This window comes from Streptomyces sp. CCM_MD2014 (assembly GCF_000772045.1).
GTDB classification, from domain to species: Bacteria; Actinomycetota; Actinomycetes; order Streptomycetales; family Streptomycetaceae; genus Streptomyces; species Streptomyces salinarius.
This window is the reverse complement of record NZ_CP009754.1, coordinates 6441175-6461448: the sequence shown is the minus strand read 5'-3', so window position 1 is coordinate 6461448 and position 20274 is coordinate 6441175. Positions and strand designations below refer to the sequence as shown.

The following is a 20274-nucleotide window of genomic DNA, read 5'->3' as shown; positions in this document are numbered from 1 at the left end:
CGGACTCGCACACATATTCATATCGAGGGCATACCGGGGTGGGGTTTTGAGCGCGGACCATCGAAGAGACCGCAAGAAGAAGAGAATGCTCGTCTACGGCGTCGCCTCGGCGGTGGCCGTCGCCGCCACCGCCGGCGGACTGGCCCTGGCCTCGCCCGGCCTGCTCGGCTCGGACCCGGCGCAGGCCGCCGTGGCCCCGGGGGCCCGGCTGCAGAGCGAGTTCGAGCAGGCCGCCGCGGAGTTCGACGTTCCGCAGAGCGTGCTGATGGCGGTCTCGTACCGGCAGACGCGCTGGGAGGACCACGACGGCCTGCCGAGCACCACCGGCGCGTACAACGTCATGGGCCTCACGGACGTCGACGCGGACAGCCTCGAGAACGGCGGCGCCGCCGAGGAGCGCGAGCACCGGCTCGAGCACATGAACCGCAGCGGCGACCCCGTCGTCGAGAAGCACTTCGACGCCGACAAGGCCCTCGAGAGCCTCGACGAGAAGCCCGTCGACACCGAGGACCCGCGGCTGCACACCCTGGACGAGGCGGCCGGCCTCATCGACGCGTCGGCCGAGGAGGTGCAGAGCGACACCGGCGAGAGCATCCGCGCGGGCGCCGCGCTGCTGGCCAAGTACCAGAAGGACGCCACCGGTTCGCTGCCCGAGGACCCCGGCGCCTGGTACCCGGCCGTGGCCCGGGCCAGCCAGGCCCCGGACCACAAGGGCGCGCAGCTCTTCGCGCAGCGCGTGTTCGAGTCGATCAGGACCGGTGAGAAGCGCGTCACCGCCGACGGCCAGTCCCTGACGCTGCCGGCCGACCCGGCGGTCGAGCCGAAGAAGACGACGGACCTGGAGCTGGCCGCGGCGTCCGCCGCCCCCGCCCCCGAGTGCCCGTCCGGTCTGAACTGCGACTTCCGTCCCGCCGCCTACAAGCAGAACGGCGGCATCGACGACTGGGGCAACTACAACGTCGCGAGCCGCCCCACGGCCGGCCACGAGATCACCTCGATCGTGATCCACGACACCGAGGGCAGCTACAGCAGCGCCCTGGGCGTCTTCCAGAACTCGTACTCGTACGCCAGCGCCCACTACCTGATCCGCGCCTCCGACGGTCTGGTCACCCAGATGGTCGAGACGAAGAACGAGGCCTGGCACGCGGCCAACAAGACCCTCAACATGCACTCGATCGGCATCGAGCACGAGGGTTACGCGATCAAGGACGGCAGCTGGTACACCGAGCCGCAGTACGAGTCCTCGGCCGCGCTGGTGAAGTACCTGGCCGGCAAGTACGACATCCCGCTGGACCGTGAGCACGTCCTCGGCCACGACGAGGTCCCGGGCGTCCTGGACGGCAACGTGAAGTCCCAGCACTGGGACCCGGGTCCGTTCTGGGACTGGAACCACTACATGGACCTGCTGGGCGCCCCGACCGGCGCCGAGGGCCCGGGCGGCCCGTACAAGCCCGGCCAGGTGATCCGCGTGGTCCCGCCGTTCACCACGGCGAACCAGCCGAAGATCACCAACGGCGGCTCCTCGGTCCCCAAGCAGCCGGCGAACTTCGTCTACCTCTACTCCTCGCCGTCCACCTCCTCGGCCATGCTCACCGACCCGTACCTGGGCAGCCAGTCCTGGTCCGAGGGCTGGAACTGGGGCAACAAGGTCCTGGCCGGCGGCGAGTTCGTGGTCGCCGAGGCCCGGCAGGACTGGACGGCCATCTGGTACGGCGGCAAGAAGGCCTGGTTCTACAACCGGGGCGGCCAGTTCGCCGCCGCCGTCGGCACGCCGGACGTGGTCACGGCCAAGGCCGGGGCGAGCTCCATACCGGTGTACGGGCGCGCCTACCCCGAGGACAGCGCGTACACGGGCACCGGAGTGCCGGTCCAGAGCAAGAACAACGAGTCGCTGAGCAAGTACGGCGTCCTCTCCGGACAGAAGTACGCCCTGGCCGGCGGCGCCATGAAGGGCTCGTACTACAACAGCGGCAACATCGACGGCTCGGGCGAGGGCTCGCGCACGGTGGTCGTGGGCGACACCACGTACTACCCGATCCGCTTCAACCACCGCATCGGTTACGTCCGCACGGCCGACGTCCAGCTGGCCAAGGGCACCGCGCCCGACCCGGGCACCGACCGGTACGACATCCTCGGCCGGGACTCCTCGGGCGTGCTGTGGCAGTACCAGGGCACCGGCAGCGCCTCCTCGCCGTTCTTCGGCCGCTTCCGCATCGGCGGCGGCTGGAACACCTACAACACGGTGACGACGCTGACGGCGCTGCGCGCCGACGGCACCGGCGACGCGGTGGCCCGCGACAAGAGCGGTGTGCTCTGGTACTACAAGGGCAGCGGCGACATGACGGAGCCGTTCGAGGCCCGCACCCGGGTCGGCGGCGGCTGGTCCGTCTACGACACGATCACCGGCGCCCGCGACCTCACGGGTGACGGCAGGCCGGACCTGATCGCCCGCGACAAGAGCGGCGTGCTCTGGCTCTACAAGGGCACCGGCAACACCGCCGCTCCCTTCGAGACCAAGTCCAGGATCGGCGGCGGCTGGTCCGTCTACAACATGCTGACCGACACCGGCGACCTCACCGGCGACGGCAGGCCGGACCTCGTCGCCCGCGACAAGAGCGGCGTCCTGTGGCTGTACAAGGGCACGGGCGACGCGTCGGCCGTGTTCGAGGCCCGCACCCGGGTCGGCGGCGGCTGGAACGTGTACGACGTGCTGAACGGGCCGAGCGACCTGAACCGCGACGGAGTGCCGGACCTGATCGCCCGCGACAAGGACGGCGTGCTCTGGTTCTACCAGGGCACCGGCAGCGCCTCGGCGCCGTTCAAGGGCCGCACCAGCATCGGCGGCGGCTGGAACACGTACGGCATGATCATCTGATGCGGTGCGCCGCGGCCGTCCCGTATCGCGGGACGTGCCGCGGCGCCGCGCGCGGATGCGCTAGGGTCGACGGCATGTTCGCGCACTCGACCCAGAACTGGTGGTGGACCGCTCATCCGGCGGCCCACTGACTGCGCGCGACAGCAAGACTCCGCGAAGGCCGCCCGAGGGGCGGCCTTCGGCGTTTTCGAGCCCGGGTCCGTTCCTCCTCTCCGACGAACTCTCCGCCGAACCGAGAAGGACACGGATCCATGACACCGCTCGACAGCCTCCTGACCGACCCCCGCCCCTTCGCCCTGCTGCGCCGCCGCGCCCCGGGCCACGACCACGATCTCGTGGAACTGCTGCTCGGCCCGGTCACGGAGCACGGCGCGCTCGCCGACCTGCCCGACGAAGGCCTGGCGCTCGTCCCCTTCCGGCAGATCCGCGAGCGCGGCTTCGACGTCCGCGACGACGGCACACCGCTGCTGATGCTCACCCCCGAGGAGCGGTACGGCATCCCGCTCGCCGAGGCGCTGGCGCAGTTGCCCGCGCACGAGGTGCGGGTGGAGGGCGGGGGCTTCGACGTCGGCGACGAGGAGTACGCGCGGACCGTCGGCCGGGTCCTGGACGAGGAGATCGGGCGCGGCGAGGGCGCCAACTTCGTGATCCGGCGGACGTACGAGGGGCGGATCCCCGGGTTCGGGCGGGCCGACGCGCTGGCCCTGTTCCGGCGGCTCCTGGAGGGCGAGCGGGGCGCGTACTGGACGTTCGTCGTGCACACCGGGGACCGCACGCTGGTCGGGGCCAGCCCGGAGGTGCACGTGCGGATGTCCGGGGGCACGGTCGTCATGAACCCGATCAGCGGCACGTACCGCTACCCCGCCGAGGGCCCGACCCCCGAGCACCTGCTCGGCTTCCTCGCCGACGGCAAGGAGATCGAGGAGCTGTCGATGGTCGTCGACGAGGAACTGAAGATGATGTGCACCGTCGGCGACATGGGCGGCGTGGTCGTCGGCCCGCGGCTGAAGGAGATGGCGCACCTCGCGCACACCGAGTACGAGCTGCGCGGCAAGTCCTCCCTGGACGCCCGGGAGGTGCTGCGGGAGACGATGTTCGCGGCCACGGTCACCGGCTCGCCGGTGCAGAACGCCTGCCGGGTGATCGAGCGGCACGAGAGCGGCGGGCGGGGCTACTACGCGGGCGCGCTGGCCCTGCTCGGGCGGGGCCCGGGGGACGGCCCCGGCGGGGCGGCCGGCCCCCAGACGCTCGACTCGCCCATCCTGATCCGCACCGCCGACATCGACGCCGACGGGCGGCTGCGGGTGCCGGTCGGCGCCACCCTGGTGCGCGGCTCGGACCCGGCGGGCGAGGTGGCGGAGACCCACGCCAAGGCGGCCGGCGTACTGGCGGCGCTGGGCGTACGTCCGTCCCGGCCGCGGGCGGAGGCCGAGCGTCCGAAGCTGGCCGACGATCCCCGGGTGCGGGCCGCGCTGGACGGGCGCCGGGCCTCGCTGGCGCCGTTCTGGCTGCGGATGCAGGAGCCGTCGGCCGCCCTGAGCGGGCACGCGCTCGTCGTCGACGCGGAGGACACCTTCACGGCGATGCTCGCGCACGTGCTGCGCTCCTCGGGGCTCACGGTGAGCGTACGGCGGTACGACGAGCCGGGGCTGCGCGAGGCGGTGCTGGGGCACGAGGGTGGCCCGGTGGTGCTGGGGCCGGGGCCCGGTGATCCCTCGGATCCGGCCGACCCGAAGATGCGTTTCCTGCGCTCCCTGACCGCCGAGGTGCTCGGGACGCACCGGCACGGCGTCCTCGGCGTCTGCCTCGGGCACGAGCTGATCGCGGCCGAGCTGGGCCTCGGCATCGTCCGCAAGGAGGTGCCGTACCAGGGGGCGCAGACGGAGATCGACCTGTTCGGGCGGCGGGAGACGGTCGGCTTCTACAACAGCTTCACGGCGCGCTGCGACGACGAGGCCGCTCTGGAGCTGGCCGCCCACGGCGTCGAGGTGAGCCGCTCGGCGGGCGGCGAGGTGCACGCGCTGCGGGGCGACGGCTTCGCCGGGGTGCAGTTCCACCCGGAGTCGGTGCTGACGCTGAACGGCACCGCGATCGTGCGGGAGCTGGCCGGTCAGCTGCGCGGGACCAGCACGTTCTCCGAGCGGCGGCCCTGACGGTAGTCGAGGACGTTGCGCACGGTCGTGTCGACGATCTGGCCGACGGCGTCCTCGGTGTAGTAGGCCTGGTGCGAGGTGACCAGCACGTTCGGGAAGGTGACGAGGCGGGCCAGGGTGTCGTCCTCGACGGCCTCCAGGGACTTGTCGAGGAAGAACAGGCCCGCCTCCGCCTCGTACACGTCCAGGCCCACGCCCGAGAACCGGCCCGCGCGCAGCTCGCCTACGAGGGCCGCGGTGTCGATCAGTCCGCCGCGGCTGGAGTTGACGAGGATGGCGTCGTCGCGCATCGCCTTCAGGGCGGCGGCGTCGATCAGGTGCCGGGTCTCGGCCATCAGCGGGACGTGCAGGGTGATCAGGTCGGAGCGGGCGAGCAGCTCGTCCTTGGGGACGTAGCGCATGCCCAGCTCCACGCAGGCCGGGTTCTCGGCGACGTCCCAGCCGAGCAGCCGCATGCCGAAGCCGTGGGCGATCCGGGCGAAGGCCTCGCCGATCTTGCCGGTGCCGAGGACGCCGGCGGTGCGGCCGTGCAGGTCGCGGCCCATCAGGCCGTCGAGGCGGAAGTCGAAGTCGCGGGTGCGGATGGAGGCGCGCACGATCCGCCGGTTGACGGCCGTGGCGAGGGCCCAGGCGAACTCGGCGACCGAGTACGGCGAGTAGTACGACACCCGGGCCACGGTGATGCCGAGCCGCTCGGCGGTGGCCAGGTCGACGTTGTTGAAGCCGGTGGAGCGCTGGGCCACCATCCGGGTGCCGCCGGCCGCGAGGATCTCCAGGACGTCCGCGCCGAGGTCGGCGTTGACGGACGTGGAGACGATCTCGTGACCGGCCGCGATGGGGGCGGTGTCCTCGTTGAGGAAGACGTCCAGGCAGCGGACGTCCTCGTGGTCGCGGAAGGCCCGTTCGATCAGGGGCTTCTCGTCGGCCTGGACGCCGAAGGCAAGGATCTCCATGACCGCTCCCGTGGTGGTGGGCTCCGGGCCGAATATACGGCCCCCGGCCCACCCTCGCCGGTCAGCGGCAGGTCCCCCGGCGGTCAGCCGAAGAAGACGCCGACCTCCTCGTACAGCGCCGGGTCGACCGTCTTCAGCCGCGCGGTGGCCTCGGCGATCGGGACGCGGACGATGTCCGTGCCGCGCAGGGCGACCATCTTGCCGAAGTCCCCGTCGTGCACGCAGTCGATGGCGTGCAGGCCGAAGCGGGTGGCGAGCCAGCGGTCGAAGGCGCTGGGCGTGCCGCCGCGCTGAACGTGGCCGAGGACGGTGGTGCGGGCCTCGTTGCCGGTGCGTTTCTCGATCTGCTTGGCCAGCCATTCGCCGACCCCGGACAGCCGGACGTGCCCGTAGGAGTCCAGCGACTCGTCCTTGAGCACCATGTCGCCGTCGCGCGGCATCGCGCCCTCGGCGACGACCACGATCGGGGCGTAGGAGGCCCGGAAGCGGGAGGTCACCCAGGCGCACACCTGCTCGACGTCGAAGCGCTGCTCGGGGATGAGGATGACGTTGGCGCCGCCGGCCAGGCCGGAGTGGAGGGCGATCCAGCCGGCGTGCCGGCCCATGACCTCGACGACCAGGACGCGCATGTGGGACTCGGCGGTGGTGTGCAGCCGGTCGATGGCCTCGGTGGCGATGCCGACGGCGGTGTCGAAGCCGAAGGTGTAGTCGGTGGCGGACAGGTCGTTGTCGATGGTCTTGGGGACGCCGACGCAGGGCACGCCGTACTCGTCCGCGAGGCGGGTGGCGACGCCGAGGGTGTCCTCGCCGCCGATGGTGATGAGCGCGTCGACGCCGAGTGCGGAGAGGTTCTCCTTGATGCGCCGGATGCCGTCCCGCTGCTTGAGCGGGTTGGTGCGCGAGGAGCCGAGGACGGTGCCGCCGCGGGGCAGGATGCCGCGGACGGCCGGGATGTCGAGCGGGACGGTGTCGCCCTCCAGGGGGCCGCGCCAGCCGTCCCGGAAGCCGGTGAAGTCGTAGCCGTACTCCTGGACGCCCTTGCGGACGACGGCCCGGATGACGGCGTTGAGCCCGGGGCAGTCGCCGCCGCCGGTCAGTACTCCGACCTTCATCGCGTGATCCCCTTGCCACAGTGGGTGGTTGAGGCCAGTCCACTGTCCCGCGCGGGTCACGCGTCGTCCAGACCCCGTTCTATCGCGTACCGCACCAGCTCCACGCGGTTGTGCAACTGGAGCTTGCCGAGGGTGTTCTGGACGTGGTTCTGCACGGTGCGGTGGGAGATGACGAGGCGTTCGGCGATCTGCTTGTAGCTCAGCCCCTTGGCGACCAGGCGCAGCACCTCGGTCTCCCGGTCGGTGAGCCGGGGCGCGCCGGGGTCGTCGGTGCCCGCGGCGGGCGCGGGCTCGGAGGCGAGGCGGCGGTACTCGCCGAGGACGAGTCCGGCGAGTCCCGGGGTGAAGACCGGGTCGCCGGCGGCCGTACGGCGCACCGCGTCCCGCAGCTCCTCGGTGGAGGCCGACTTCAGCAGGTATCCGGTCGCGCCGGACTTGACCGCCTCCAGCACGTCGGCGTGCTCCCCGCTCGCCGAGAGCACGAGGACGCGCAGCTTCGGGTCGGTGCCGACGACCTCCTTGCAGACCTGGACGCCGGGCTTGCCGGGCAGGTTGAGGTCGAGCACGAGGACGTCGGGCGCGGCCGCGGCGGCCCGGCGCACCGCCTGGTCGCCGTCGCCGGCGGTGGCGACCACGTCGAAGCCGGACTCGGCCAGGTCCCGGGCCACGGCGTCGCGCCACATCGGGTGGTCGTCGACCACCATGACCCTGATCGGGCCCCGCCGTTCGGGATCCTGCCGCCCCGGGTCCTGCCGTTCCGGGTCGCGCCGTACCGGGTCCTGCCGTTCACTCATGGTCCGCTGCCTTCCCCCGTGCGCCGGTACCGCGGGTACCGGTGGTCTTCTTCGGTGCCTTCAGTTCGACTTCGGTGCCCTGGCCGGGCACCGAGATCAGTTCGGCCGTGCCGCCGAGGTCGCGCAGCCGGCCGCGGATCGACAGGGCCACGCCGAGCCGGCCCTCGCCCTCGGCCTCGGCCAGCCGTCCGTCCGGGATGCCGGGCCCCTCGTCGCGGACGGTGACGATCACCTCGTCCGGTTCGTCCTCGACCAGGATCCACGCGCGCGCCTGCTCGCCGACGTGCTCGCGGACATTGTCCAGGGCGGCGCCCACGGCGGCCGCCAGCTCCCGTGCGGCACGCGGGGCGAGGAGAACCGGCGCGCCCGGCTCGGCGAGGTTCACCAGCGAGCCGGCGTACGGGGCGAGCAGGGCGCGCAGGTCGACGGGGCCGTCCGGGGCAGTTCCCTCCGGTTCCTCGACCATCCGTACGACGGCGCCCTCGGCGGCGTCCTCCGACACCCTGGAGACGGGCACCAGGCCGCCGGAGACCAGGGTGCGCAGAGCCACCTCCTGCTCACCGGCCAGCCGGCCCAGTTCGGCCGCCTCGCCGCCGATGACGGCGCCCCGGCGCTGCACCATCGCCAGCACCTGGAGGACGCTGTCGTGGATGTCCCGGGCGAGCCGCTCGCGCTCCCTGGTCGCCGCCTCGATCTCCAGGGCGCGCGCGAGAGTGCGCTCGGAGGCGCGGGCGACCTCGACGACGTAGCCGATGGCGATGGAGGCGACCCAGACGAGGACGACGTTGTGGACGGTGTCGCGGGCCGGGGTGCCGCGTTCGACCAGGTTGGCCACGGCGACGAGGGTGGAGGCGACGGCGGCCCAGCGCCAGCCGCCCTTGATGGCGAAGGCCAGCACGGAACCGGCGGTCCATATCGACGGCAGGGTCGGACCGCCGTCCATGACGCGCTCGTGGGCGTCGGCGAAGGGCGTGAGCAGGATGCCGGTGAGCGCGACGGTGAGGTCGGCGGCGAGGAACCGCTTGGTGCAGTTGGCGGCGTTCGTGACCCTGGGGAGGGTGGCCAGGGTCCAGACGAAGAGGACGGCGTAGTAGGCGACGGCGAGCCAGGGGCGGGCGAAGCCGGAGTGGGCGGTGGCGAAGAAACCGATCGCGTACAGCATGGTGAGCACGCGGTAGCCGGCGAGCGCGCGCCACAGCGGCAGCTCGACCGACATCCTCATGACTCTCTCGCGCCTGGCCATGTCCCCCCTCCCGGGCCTTTCCGGGCTACGTCGCGGCCCGGTCCTTCCCGGCCTTCGCCGCCTTGCCCGCTTCCTTCTCGGCCTTCGCCGCCTCCGCGATCTGCCGCTTCATGGCGGTCGCGTACATGTCGACGTACTCCTGGCCGGAGAGCTTCATGATCTCGTACATGACCTCGTCGGTCACCGCGCGGAGCACGAAGCGGTCGTGCTCCATGCCCTGGTAGCGGGAGAAGTCCAGCGGCTTGCCGATGCGGATGCCGGGGCGCATCAGCTTCGGCATCACCTGACCGGGCGGCTGGATCTTCTCGGTGTCGATCATGGCGACCGGGATCACGGGCGCACCGGTGGCGAGGGCCACGCGCGCGAGGCCGCCCGGCTTGCCGCGGTAGAGGCGGCCGTCCGGGGAGCGGGTGCCCTCGGGGTAGATGCCGAACAGCTCGCCGCGCTCCAGGACCTCTATGCCGCTCTTGATGGCGGCCTCCCCCGCGCCGCGCGCGCCGGAGCGGTCCACCGGGAGCTGGCCCACGCCCTTGAAGAAGGCGGCGGTCAGCCTGCCCTTGACCCCGGGCGTGTTGAAGTACTCGGCCTTGGCGATGAAGGTCACCTTGCGGTCGAGGACGGCGGGCAGGAAGAACGAGTCGGAGAACGACAGGTGGTTGCTCGCCAGAATGGCGGGGCCGTCGGCCGGGATGTGCTCCAGGCCCTCCACCCAGGGCCGGAAGGCAAGCTTCAGCGACCCTCCGATGGTGAGCTTCATCGTGCCGTACAACAACCCAGTGCCTCCCGTGTCCGTGGGTCAGACCTTATCCCGGGACGCCGTCAATGGCCCCGACGGCCCTGGTCGGTGTCAGTACGGTCGCGTACGGTGAAAGACCCGCGAGTCCCCCCTGACGACAGGAGACCGAGACGTGCCGGTGCTGCCCGGAGCCGAGCCGTTCCGCCACGAGGGCGGGGAGGTCGGCGTCCTCCTCTGCCACGGTTTCACGGGTTCCCCGCAGTCGCTGCGTCCCTGGGCCCGGTATCTGGCCGAGCGCGGCCTGACGGTGACGCTGCCGCTGCTGCCCGGGCACGGCACCCGCTGGCAGGACATGCAGGTCACGGGCTGGCAGGACTGGTACGCGGAGGTGGACCGCGAGCTGCGCGCCCTGCGCGAGCGCTGCGCCCGGGTCTTCGTGGCCGGCCTGTCCATGGGCGGCGCGCTGGCGCTGCGGCTGGCCGCGAAGCACGGGGACGCGGTGGAGGGCGTCATCGTCGTGAACCCGGCGAACCGCATGCACGGCGTCGCCCAGCACGCCCTGCCGGTCCTGCGCCACCTGGTACCGGCCACGAAGGGCATCGCCAGCGACATCGCCAAGCCGCTCGGCGCGGAGCTGGGGTACGACAGGGTGCCGCTGCACGCGGCGCACTCGCTGCGCGCCTTCTTCCGGCTGGCCGACGGCGACCTGCCCCAGGTGACCCAGCCGCTGCTGTTGCTGCGCAGCCCGCAGGACCACGTGGTGCCGCCCGCCGACTCGGCGCGGATCCTGGGCCGGGTGTCGTCGACGGACGTGACGGAGATCCTGCTGGAACAGAGCTACCACGTGGCGACGTTGGACCACGATGCGGACCGGATCTTCGCGGAGAGCGTCGCGTTCATCGGCCGGCTCGCGCCCGGTTCCGTCGGGGAACCGGAGCCCGGTCTCGGCAAGGAAGGGACGGCCGCAGGTGGCTGAGCACGACTCCGACCGCGAGGACCGCGAGGAGCGGGACCTGGAGCGGGAGCACCGCGAGGGGCGGGAGCGAGCCGCGGACGGCGGTCCCGGGGCGCAGGGCATGCCCTTCGACGAGGACGCCGCCTGGGACGCGATCGTCGCCGGATACGGGGAGGAGCCCCCGGATCCGGCGGGCGCGAAGCCGTTCAAGTCGGTCGAGGACCTGGCGCTGCTGGAGCCGGAGGTGAACGACGAGAAGCCGTCGGCGGACCGGCCTTCCTCGGACCGGCCGCTGGGCGGCTCCGTCGCGTTCGCGCCCGGTGTCGGTCCCCGCGACCACACCCCCGCCGAGCCGTCCGACGACGACTTCGACGCGGACGACGAGGGCCACTTCGTGCCGCCCGAGCCGCCGCCCCTGCCCGATGCCGACCCCACCGCGAAGTTCGCCTGGCTGGGCGTGATCGGCGGCCCGGTGCTGCTCCTGCTGGCGGTGCTGCTCGGCTGGGACATGACCTGGTGGCTGACGACCCTGAGCATCGGCGGCTTCCTCGGCGGCTTCGCCACCCTGGTCGTGCGGATGCGGACGGGCGACGAGGACGACGACGACCCGGGGCGGGGCGCGGTGGTGTAGTCGGCCGGGCGTCAGGCGGGCGTCGCGGGTACGCGGAGGGCGGTCAGGACCGGGAGGTGGTCCGTGGCCGCCCTCAGGTCGTCCTCCGCCACCCCGGGCAGTCCCGACGGCACCCCGCAGCCCAGCACCTCGACGCCCTCGGTGACGAAGACCGCGTCGATACGGCGGTCCGGGGCGGTGGCGGGGAAGGTGTACTCCCCGCCCCAGGGCGCGGCGGTCCAGCAGTCGCGCAGTCCGTCGCCGAGCCGCCGGAAGGTGCGGCCGCCGGGGCGCTCGTTCAGGTCGCCGCCCGCCACGGCGTGCGTCACGCCGAGACCGGCCAGGTGGTCGAGGAGCAGGCCGGCCTGCTCGTGGCGCTCGTCCGGCCGCAGCGACAGGTGGGTGCTGAGGACGCCGAGACGGGCCCCGCCGATCCGGACCACGGCGCTGGCCAGGCCCCTGCGGTGCTGACCGGGCGTGAGCGGAAGCAGCACGTCCTCGGTGCGCTCCACGGTGGCCCGCAGGGAGCAGAGCAGCGCGGGGCCGGCGGCGGTTGCGCCGCCGGAGAGCAGGACCAGGTCGCTGGCGGCGGCGAGCCGGGTGATCTTCTTGCGCCAGCGGAAGAAGCGGGGGGCCTCCTGGAGGAGGACGAGGTCGGGTGCGCAGGCCGTGATGACGCGGGCGAGGGCGTCGGTGTCGTCGCGCATCGAGCGGATGTTGTAGCTCAGGACGCGGATGACTGCGGAACCGTCGGGTTCTGTCCGGGAGTTGGGGAGCGCGGGGAGGGACGTTGCCATGCGGTCAATTTACGGGACCGCGTGATCGGGCGCCTTATGGGGCGGGCGCGGGGATCGTGGGCGACTGCCGGTTCGTCGTGGCTGGTCGCGCAGTTCCCCGCGCCCCTCGGGGTGGGACGGGTCCCGTCGATCAAACAGCGATCGTCACATGATCGGGTCGGGCTCCCGGGCCAGGTCGGCTGCGCCGACGAGGCCGGCCTTGTTGCCGAGTTGGGCGGCGATCACGTCGGCGACCGGGCGCCAGTTGCCGCCGACCAGCCAGCGCTTGTACGACTTGCGGATCGGGTCGAGGACCAGGTCGCCCTCGTCCGAGAGGCCGCCGCCGACGATGAAGGCGGACGGGTCGAAGAGCGAGGCCAGGTCGGCGAGACCGGCGCCGGCCCAGCGGGCCAGTTCCCGGTAGGAGTCGACGGCGACCGGGCAGCCCTGGCGGGCGGCGACCGAGATGTGCTTGCCCTCGATGCCGTCGGGGGTGCCGTCGCCGAGCGCGAGCAGCACCTCGGCGCGCTCGGGGGTGGCGTTGGCGCGCTGCTTGGCGTACCTGACCAGCGCCCGCCCCGACGCGTACTGCTCCCAGCAGCCCTGCGAGCCGCAGCCGCACAGCAGGCCGTCGGGCACCATGCGGATGTGGCCGAACTCGGCGGCCACGCCGAAGTGACCGCGGCGCAGCTTGTTGCCGATGATGATGCCGCCGCCGAGGCCGGTGCCCAGGGTGATGCAGATGACGTTGCGGTGGCCCTTGCCGCCGCCGAACTTGTACTCGCCCCAGGCCGCGGCGTTGGCGTCGTTCTCCACGACGACGGGGAGGCCGACGCGCGCCTCGACCTTCTCCTTGAGCGGCTCCTGGCGCCAGTCGATGTTGGGCGCGAAGTAGACCGTGGAGCGCTGGCGGTTGACGTATCCGGCGGCACCGATGCCGACGCCGACGATCTCGTGCCCCACGCGCGCGCCCTCCACCGCGGAGGCGATGGCGTCCACGATGGCCTCGGGTGTGGTGGGGGTCGGCACCTTGTGGGTCGAGAGGATGTTGCCTTCCTCGTCGACCACGCCGGCCGCGATCTTCGTGCCGCCGATGTCGACGCCGATGGTGAGTCCCATGAATCCCTCAGTTCGGTCGAGCCCCGCTAAGGGCAACCGTACCCGAGGCGGGGCTCAGTCCAGGTCGATGCGCTGGCCCGGACCGGTGCCACCGTCGTCCTCGTCCCGGCCGTCGGTGCCGCGTTCGCCCTGGTCGCGGGGGTCGCTCGGGTCCTTGGCGGCGGTGTCGCCGGTGGTCCAGCGGCGTTCCTGGTTCTGGACGGCGGAGCGGTAGGCGGCGAGGAGTTCGCCACCGGCGGCGGCGAGGTGGTCGAACACGTCCGGGTTGCGCTCGATGACCGGTTCGACGGCGGCCTTCGCCTGCTGGACGACCTGCCGGACCACCTGCTGGGCGGCGGGCCCGGCGACCTGGCCGAGCAGCGGGGACTGGAGGCCGGCCAGCTTGTCGGCGACGGTGTCGACGAGCCGGCGCAGTTCCTCGGCGGCGGAGCCGGGCGGCGGCCCGTACGCGGCACGGCGGCGGGCCTTCTCCGCCTCCAGGTCCTCGGCGCACGCCGTGGCCCAGGCGTCGGCGTCGGTGGCATGCGCCTCGGCGGTCGCTTTCCCACCGGTCGCACGCGTCTCGTCGGTCGCACGCGTCTCGTCGACCGTGTCGGCCTCGTCGGGGCGGGGGGCCTCGGACGGGGGGAGCTCTTCGCTCATGACGGACTCCTGACTACGGTTCGTCCTTACGACGTTACCCGAACGGCCCCGGCCCCCGTCGGGTCATCGTCCCCGCGGCCACAGCCCCGGGTCCGGCGTGAACCGGACGGCGAGGGTGTCCTCCCGCAGCCCGGCCCCCTCCACGGTGCAGCGGCGCAGCGCGGAGGGCAGCGGAACGATGCGGCGGAACGGACCCGCCGCGACGACCAGTTCGTCCCCGCGGCGGACCAGGTCGAGCTCCTCGCGTACGGCGCCGGGCAGCGGGATGTGCCAGACCAGGACGCCGTCCTCGGCCAGCCGGTCGGTGACGGGCCACTCGACCGGGGAGGCGGCCGGGTTGACGCCGGGCACGTCGAGGGCGGCGAGGTCGTCCGTGCCGCGCGGGTCGCGGCCGAGGTGGGCGACGGCGTGGACGTCGTACGTCCCGCGCCACTCCTCCAGCGTCTTGCGCTGCTGGGCGAGCGGGCCGCCGAGCCAGCTGTCCGCCGGGACGTCCTCGGGCAGGACGCGGTTGGCGACCAGCAGGTCGGTGCGCAGGCCGCGCAGGGCGAGACCGAGGGCCGTGGCGCGGACGGCGTCGGCTCCGGCCGGCCCCGGTTCGGCGACCAGCCGGACGGTGGTGTTCCGGTCGGCCAGGACGGCCTCCGCGGCGGCCAGTTCCAGGTCCCAGCGGGCGGTCGCCTCGTACAGCGCCTCGGCGGGCATGGGGACGCCCGCGAGCCGGCCGAGGACGGGGCGCAGGGCCCGGGCGGCCTGCCGCTCGGGCGGGAGCAGGCGGCGCAGGCTCCGGCGCAGTTCCTCGGGCGCGGCGAGCAGGGCGAGGGCGCGGAGCGCGGGCGGGAGGTCCACGACGAGGAGGTCGTGCGCCTCGGCGAGGGCGGCCTCGCGCAGGGCGCGCAGCAGGGCGAGGTCGTCGGCGCCGGGGAGCGGGGTCAGCTCTTCGGGGTCCAGGCGGGAGGCGCCCAGCAGGTCGAGCGCGGAGGCGGCGCGGTCCTGGAGGGCGGCGAGGGCCTCCCGGAAGCCCTGGGCGGCGTCGGGACGCCATGCGGTGAGGCCGGGTTCGACGGGGGTGGGCGCGGGGCCGGTGGGCACGCCGAGGGCGGCGCCGAGGGTGTCGTCGCGGTCGGCGCCGAGGAGGAGGGTGCGGGTGCCCCGGCGGGCGGCCTTGAGCGCGGTGGCGGCGGCGACGGTGGTACGGCCGGTGCCGCCGGGGCCCGTGAGCAGGAGGGTGCGCATGGGGGTGAACGGTACCCGGGGCTCCGCCGGTTGGGCTGGTGACCGGCGGGCGGCGGCCCGCCGGGGAGTTCGCAGGCCCGCGTCGCGGGGTGCCTCCCCCGCTCTCGGCTTCGCTCGGGCGGGAGGTGCCCACCGCCCGCCCGTGCCGCCCCGGGGGCGCCCCCCCCAGGCGGTTCGGGCCGGGGGAGGCACGACTGCCCGCGGCTACGCTACTTTCCCGACTCCACGCGCTTCTTCAGGCCTGCCAGGGCTCGGTCGATGATGACCTTTTCCGCCTTGCGCTTGATCATGCCGAGCATGGGGATCTTGACGTCCACCGTGAGGCGGTAGGTGACCTCCGTGCCGGTGCCCGCGGGGCGGAGGAGGTAGGAACCGTCGAGGGAGCGCAGCATCTGGGACTTCACCAGCGTCCAGGAGACCTCGTGCTCACCGGTCCAGGTGTAGCCCAGCGTCTGGTCGTCCTTGATCGCACCGGCGTCCATGACGAGCCGGACCTGCTCGGCACGCCCCTGCGCGTCGGTCGCGAGGACCTCGGCCTCCTTCACCTCGCCCGTCCAGTCCGGGTATCGCGCGAAGTCGGCGATCACCGCCATGACGTCGGCCGGTGCCGCCTCGATGGTGATGCTCGAGCTGGTGTGTTCCGCCATCGCCGTGGCTCCTCCGGATGCGGGCCGCTACTGAGGTCGTCGTGCGCCCATGACGCGCACGTGTGTGCCGCGTGAAGGCTATCGCGCACGGGGACGGCGGATGCCACCACCCACCTGCGCGGGTTCGCCGCGCACGTTCACCACTCCAGCGCCCACGGCCGTCCCGTCGACGCGAAGTGGCCGACGTTCACGCACTCGGTCGCTCCGATGCGCATGCGCCGGGCCAGCGGCTGGTGGACGTGCCCGAACAGGGCGTACCGGGGGCGGGTGCGGCGGATCGCGTCGAGGAGCGCCACACTGCCCCGCTCGAAGCGCCGGGCCACCGTGTCGTAGACCAGTTCCGGCACCTGGGGCGGGATGTGCGTGCACAGCACGTCCACCTCGCCGACGGCCTCGATCTTCGCGGCGTAGGCCTCGTCGCTGATCTCGTACGGCGTGTTCATCGCGGTGCGCAGCCCGCCGCCGACGAAGCCGAAGACGCGGCCGCCGATCTCCACCCGCTGCCCGTCGAGCACGGTGGTGCCGGGACCCGCGTACTCGGACCACAGCGGCGGCACGTCCACGTTGCCGTAGGTGGCGTACGTCGGGGTGGGGAAGGCGGCGAACAGCTCGGCGTACTGCTTGCGCACCGCCCGCTCGATCAGCTCGCGCGGCTCTCCGTCCGTCTGCGCCCACAGCCGCCGCCCGAAGTCCCGGGCCTCGTCGAATCGGCGGGCGGTGCGCAGCGCGACGAGGCGGTCGGCGTTGGCGACGCCGAACAGGTCGGGGAAGATGCCGCGCGAGTGGTCGGCGTAGTCGAGGAAGAGGACCAGGTCCCCGAGGCAGATCAGGGCGTCGGCGCCCTCGCCGGCCCTGGCCAGGTCGCGGGCGTTGCCATGGACGTCGCTGACCACGTGGACGCGCGTACTCGTGTTACGGGGCGGTGTGGGTGCCATGGCGATCAAGCGTAAGCAGCGCGTGCCTGATGTGAACAGTGGCGGTCGGACCTGCGGTTACTGGCTGGTCGGTTGATCCGTCGACTACTGTGCGCAAAGCAAACCCCATCCGTGTGACGCAGCGAACATCTCGCGGGGACCCCCTGTCGGAGAACGCATACCGGCGGGTAACGTCCGGGCAGTCCAGTCGTGCTCTGGGTTTCAACATGTGAATCCCGCATGAGTTTCCCGAGCACTTGCCCGAGCCTTGGACCGCACCGTCGCATCACACAGTGTCGTGGCGCCGGCGCCCTATGAGGAGCAGCAGTCTTGCGCGAGTTCAGCCTTCCGGCCTTGTACGAGGTCCCCGCGGACGGAAACCTGACCGACATCGTCCGCAGAAACGCCGCGCAGCATCCCGACGTCGCCGTCATCGCCCGGAAGGCGGGCGGCGCCTGGCAGGACGTGACCGCGCGCGCCTTCCTCGCCGAGGTGCACTCCGCCGCCAAGGGCCTGATCGCCTCCGGTGTCCAGCCGGGCGACCGGGTGGGCCTGATGTCCCGCACGCGGTACGAGTGGACCCTGCTGGACTTCGCGATCTGGAGCGCGGGTGCGATCACCGTGCCGGTGTACGAGACCAGCTCGCCGGAGCAGGTGCAGTGGATCCTCGGCGACTCGGGCGCCACCGCGTGCGTCGTCGAGTCGGCCGGGCACGCCGCCGCCGTCGAGTCGGTGCGCGAGCAGCTGCCCGCCCTCAAGAACGTCTGGCAGATCGACGCGGGCGGGGTGGAGGAGCTGGGGCGCCTGGGCCAGGACGTCACGGACCGGACCGTCGAGGAGCGGGGCTCGATCGCGAAGGCCGACGACCCCGCGACCATCGTCTACACCTCCGGCACCACGGGCCGCCCCAAGGGCTGTGTCCTCACCCACCGCAGCTTCTTCGCCGAGTGCGGGAACGTGGTGGAACGGCTGCGTCCGCTGTTCCGCACCGGTGAGTGCTCGGTCCTCCTCTTCCTGCCGCTCGCGCACGTCTTCGGACGCCTGGTGCAGGTCGCGCCGATGATCGCGCCGATCAAGCTGGGCAACGTCCCCGACATCAAGAACCTCACCGACGAGCTGGCCGCCTTCCGGCCCACGCTGATCCTCGGGGTGCCGCGCGTCTTCGAGAAGGTGTACAACTCGGCGCGTGCCAAGGCGCAGGCGGACGGCAAGGGCAAGATCTTCGACAGGGCCGCGGACACCGCGATCGCGTACAGCAAGGCCCTGGACACCCCGTCGGGTCCGTCCGTCGGCCTGAAGATCAAGCACAAGGTCTTCGACAAGCTGGTCTACAGCAAGCTCCGTACGGTCCTCGGCGGTCGCGGCGAGTACGCCATCTCCGGCGGCGCGCCGCTCGGCGAGCGGCTCGGCCACTTCTTCCGCGGCATCGGCTTCACGGTCCTGGAGGGCTACGGCCTGACCGAGTCCTGCGCGGCCACCGCCTTCAATCCGTGGGACCGGCAGAAGATCGGCACGGTCGGCCAGCCGCTGCCCGGCTCCGTGGTGCGCATCGCGGACGACGGCGAGGTGCTGCTGCACGGCGAGCACCTGTTCAAGGAGTACTGGAACAACCCGGGCGCGACCGCCGAGGCGCTCGCCGACGGCTGGTTCCACACCGGCGACATCGGCACCCTCGACGAGGACGGCTACCTGCGGATCACCGGCCGCAAGAAGGAGATCATCGTCACCGCCGGCGGCAAGAACGTCGCCCCGGCCGTCATAGAGGACCGCATCCGCGCGCACGCGCTGGTCGCGGAGTGCATGGTGGTCGGCGACGGGCGGCCCTTCGTGGGCGCGCTGGTCACCCTCGACGAGGAGTTCCTGGGCCGCTGGTGCGCGGAGCACGGGAAGCCGGCCGGCTCGAGTGCGGTGTCGTTGCGGGATGACCCGGAACTGCTCGCGGCGATCCAGGACGCGATCGACGACGGGAACGCCGCGGTGTCGAAGGCGGAGTCGGTGCGGAAGTTCCGTGTGCTGGGGGCGCAGTTCACCGAGGACTCGGGGCATCTGACGCCGTCGCTGAAGCTGAAGCGGAATGTCGTCGCCAAGGACTACGCGGACGAGATCGAAGCGATCTATTCCAAGTAGGGGCGCCCACGGGGGTGCCTCGGGGGCGCCGTGGGCGGGCGCGGGTTCGTTCATTGTGGCTGGGCGGGCAGTCCCCCGCGCCCCCGGGTGGGTCCGGTCCCCCTCGCCGGCCGGGCACCCGCGCTACAGCAACGCCTTCAAGTGCTCCGCCAGCAGGTCCCAGCGCCATTTCTCCTCCACCCACGCCCTGCCCCGCTCGCCCATCCTGCGGCGGAGTTCCGGGTCGGCGAGGAGAGTGGTGATGCGGTCGGCCGACGCGTTCGGGTCGTTGCCGCCGACCACCCAGCCGGTCTCGCCGTCGAGTACCGCGTCGGGGGCACCGCCCGAGTCGCCGGCGACGACGGGGAGGCCGGTCGCCGAGGCCTCCAGGTAGACGATGCCGAGGCCCTCCACGTCGAGGCCGCCGCGGCGGGTGCGGCAGGGCATGGCGAAGACGTCGCCGGCGCCGTAGTGGGCGGGCAGCTCCGACCAGGGCACGGGGCCGGTGAAGTGGACGGAGGCGGCCACGCCGGTCTCGGCGGCGAGGCGGCGCAGGTCCTTCTCGTAGGGGCCGCCGCCGACGATCAGCAGGACGGCGTCCGGCTCGGCGGCGAGGATGCGGGGCATGGCGCGGATCAGGGTGTCCTGGCCCTTGCGCGGGACCAGGCGGGAGACGCAGACCACGACGGGGCGGTCGGTCAGGCCCAGGCGGGCGCGTACTTCGTCGCCGCCGCTGGCCGGATGGAAGGTCTTCTCGTCGACGCCGGGCGGCAGTTGCACCATCCGGGCGGCGGCCTCGGGCGTGAGCGCGCCCGCGATGCGGGAGCGGGTGTACTCGCCGAGGTAGGTGATCGTGTCCGTCGACTCCCCGATCCGGCGCAGCAGCCGGCGGGCCGCGGGCAGCTGGGCCCAGCCCGCCTCGTGGCCGTGGGTGGTGGCGACCAGGCGCTCGGCGCCCGCTCTGCGCAGGGCCGGGGCCATGAGGCCGAGGGGCGCGGCCGCCCCGAACCACACCGAGGTGCAGCCGTGCTCGCGCAGCAGGCCCACCGCCCGCCGGGTGGCGCCCGGCGTCGGCAGCAGCATGGTCGTACGGTCCCGTACGACGGTGAAGGGCTGCTCGGCGTCGAAGGCGGCGGTGGCCTCGACGCCCTCGCGGCTCCGCTTCCAGGTGGAGGCGTAGACGACGAGCCGCTCGGGGTCCAGGCGCAGCGCCATGTTGTGCAGGAAGGCCTGGATGCCGCCCGGGCGGGGCGGAAAGTCGTTCGTTACGATCAAGGTCTTGCGCACGCCGCCGACCCTACCGAACCGGCCGCCGGGTGCCGGGTGCCGGGCGGGGCCGTCTCCTGTGGCACACGCACAGGTGTCCGGGTCATCATGTCCGCACCAGAAGGCGGCATGGACCG

Annotated in this window: 18 protein-coding genes; 6 read left to right on the top strand and 12 right to left on the bottom strand. The window is 72.8% G+C overall.

What is annotated here, in order from left to right:
- The first annotated feature begins 85 nt into the window (after positions 1-85).
- From NI25_RS28705 to NI25_RS28700, 3 genes are all read left to right on the top strand, one after another.
- The gene (locus NI25_RS28705) at positions 86-2875 is read left to right on the top strand and encodes an N-acetylmuramoyl-L-alanine amidase (protein ID WP_404048435.1); all 2790 of its coding nucleotides are present in this window, start codon (positions 86-88) and stop codon (positions 2873-2875) included.
- A complete protein-coding gene (locus NI25_RS40830; RefSeq protein ID WP_078884762.1) occupies positions 2875-3006 on the top strand; it encodes a trp operon leader peptide in 132 nt (43 codons plus the stop codon). Before NI25_RS28705 ends, NI25_RS40830 begins: the two co-directional genes overlap by 1 nt.
- Positions 3007-3126: 120 nt before the next feature.
- Positions 3127-5028 (top strand): anthranilate synthase family protein, encoded by a 1902-nt coding sequence (locus NI25_RS28700; protein WP_061445219.1) that lies wholly within the window; start codon positions 3127-3129, stop codon positions 5026-5028.
- On the opposite strand, the gene NI25_RS28695 is transcribed toward NI25_RS28700, so the two are convergent.
- The 5 genes from NI25_RS28695 to NI25_RS28675 form a co-directional block, all read right to left on the bottom strand.
- Positions 4986-5981 (bottom strand): 2-hydroxyacid dehydrogenase, encoded by a 996-nt coding sequence (locus NI25_RS28695; protein ID WP_061445218.1) that lies wholly within the window; start codon positions 5979-5981, stop codon positions 4986-4988. The genes NI25_RS28700 and NI25_RS28695 overlap by 43 nt on opposite strands.
- An 83-nt stretch (positions 5982-6064) precedes the next feature.
- Complete coding sequence (locus NI25_RS28690) at positions 6065-7093, bottom strand: 6-phosphofructokinase (RefSeq protein ID WP_061445217.1); 1029 nt, start codon at positions 7091-7093, stop codon at positions 6065-6067.
- Positions 7094-7149: 56 nt separating this feature from the next.
- Entirely contained in the window at positions 7150-7887 is a 738-nt protein-coding gene (locus tag NI25_RS28685; protein ID WP_078884761.1) for a response regulator, read from the bottom strand.
- Positions 7880-9130, bottom strand: a complete 1251-nt coding sequence (gene macS / locus NI25_RS28680) for a MacS family sensor histidine kinase (protein ID WP_061445216.1) — start codon at positions 9128-9130, stop codon at positions 7880-7882. The genes NI25_RS28685 and macS overlap by 8 nt, the downstream gene beginning before the upstream one ends.
- Positions 9131-9155: 25 nt before the next feature.
- Positions 9156-9887, bottom strand: coding sequence for a lysophospholipid acyltransferase family protein (locus tag NI25_RS28675; RefSeq protein ID WP_199561041.1), 732 nt, complete (start codon positions 9885-9887; stop codon positions 9156-9158).
- Positions 9888-10038: 151 nt separating this feature from the next.
- Between NI25_RS28675 and NI25_RS28670 the strand changes: the two genes are divergently transcribed.
- Together NI25_RS28670 and NI25_RS28665 are read left to right on the top strand one after the other, a co-directional pair.
- Complete coding sequence (locus NI25_RS28670) at positions 10039-10842, top strand: alpha/beta hydrolase (protein WP_061445214.1); 804 nt, start codon at positions 10039-10041, stop codon at positions 10840-10842.
- Positions 10835-11452 carry a hypothetical protein gene (locus tag NI25_RS28665; protein WP_061445213.1) on the top strand — a complete coding sequence of 206 codons (618 nt, stop codon included), beginning with the start codon at positions 10835-10837 and terminating at the stop codon, positions 11450-11452. Before NI25_RS28670 ends, NI25_RS28665 begins: the two co-directional genes overlap by 8 nt.
- Before the next feature lie 11 nt (positions 11453-11463).
- Here the strand turns inward: NI25_RS28665 and NI25_RS28660 are convergent, their stop codons facing one another.
- The 6 genes from NI25_RS28660 to NI25_RS28635 form a co-directional block, all read right to left on the bottom strand.
- Positions 11464-12228, bottom strand: a complete 765-nt coding sequence (locus tag NI25_RS28660; protein WP_061445212.1) for an endonuclease/exonuclease/phosphatase family protein — start codon at positions 12226-12228, stop codon at positions 11464-11466.
- A gap of 144 nt (positions 12229-12372) precedes the next feature.
- Complete coding sequence (locus tag NI25_RS28655) at positions 12373-13326, bottom strand: ROK family glucokinase (RefSeq protein WP_007448618.1); 954 nt, start codon at positions 13324-13326, stop codon at positions 12373-12375.
- A 54-nt stretch (positions 13327-13380) separates the two neighbouring features.
- A complete protein-coding gene (locus NI25_RS28650) occupies positions 13381-13968 on the bottom strand; it encodes a DUF5304 domain-containing protein (protein ID WP_061445211.1) in 588 nt (195 codons plus the stop codon).
- A gap of 63 nt (positions 13969-14031) precedes the next feature.
- Positions 14032-15204, bottom strand: a complete 1173-nt coding sequence (locus tag NI25_RS28645) for an ArsA-related P-loop ATPase (protein WP_061445210.1) — start codon at positions 15202-15204, stop codon at positions 14032-14034.
- A gap of 209 nt (positions 15205-15413) precedes the next feature.
- On the bottom strand, positions 15414-15851 hold the full coding sequence (locus tag NI25_RS28640) for an SRPBCC family protein (protein WP_061445209.1): 438 nt from the start codon (positions 15849-15851) through the stop codon (positions 15414-15416).
- Positions 15852-15988: 137 nt separating this feature from the next.
- The gene (locus tag NI25_RS28635; RefSeq protein WP_061445208.1) at positions 15989-16786 is read right to left on the bottom strand and encodes a metallophosphoesterase family protein; all 798 of its coding nucleotides are present in this window, start codon (positions 16784-16786) and stop codon (positions 15989-15991) included.
- A gap of 309 nt (positions 16787-17095) precedes the next feature.
- Here NI25_RS28635 and NI25_RS28630 point away from each other — a divergent pair, with 309 nt between their 5' ends.
- Positions 17096-18892 (top strand): AMP-dependent synthetase/ligase, encoded by a 1797-nt coding sequence (locus NI25_RS28630; protein WP_061445207.1) that lies wholly within the window; start codon positions 17096-17098, stop codon positions 18890-18892.
- Positions 18893-19015: 123 nt separating this feature from the next.
- Here NI25_RS28630 and NI25_RS28625 read toward each other — a convergent pair whose 3' ends face one another.
- Positions 19016-20158, bottom strand: coding sequence for a glycosyltransferase family 4 protein (locus tag NI25_RS28625; protein ID WP_061445206.1), 1143 nt, complete (start codon positions 20156-20158; stop codon positions 19016-19018).
- Positions 20159-20274: the final 116 nt, after the last annotated feature.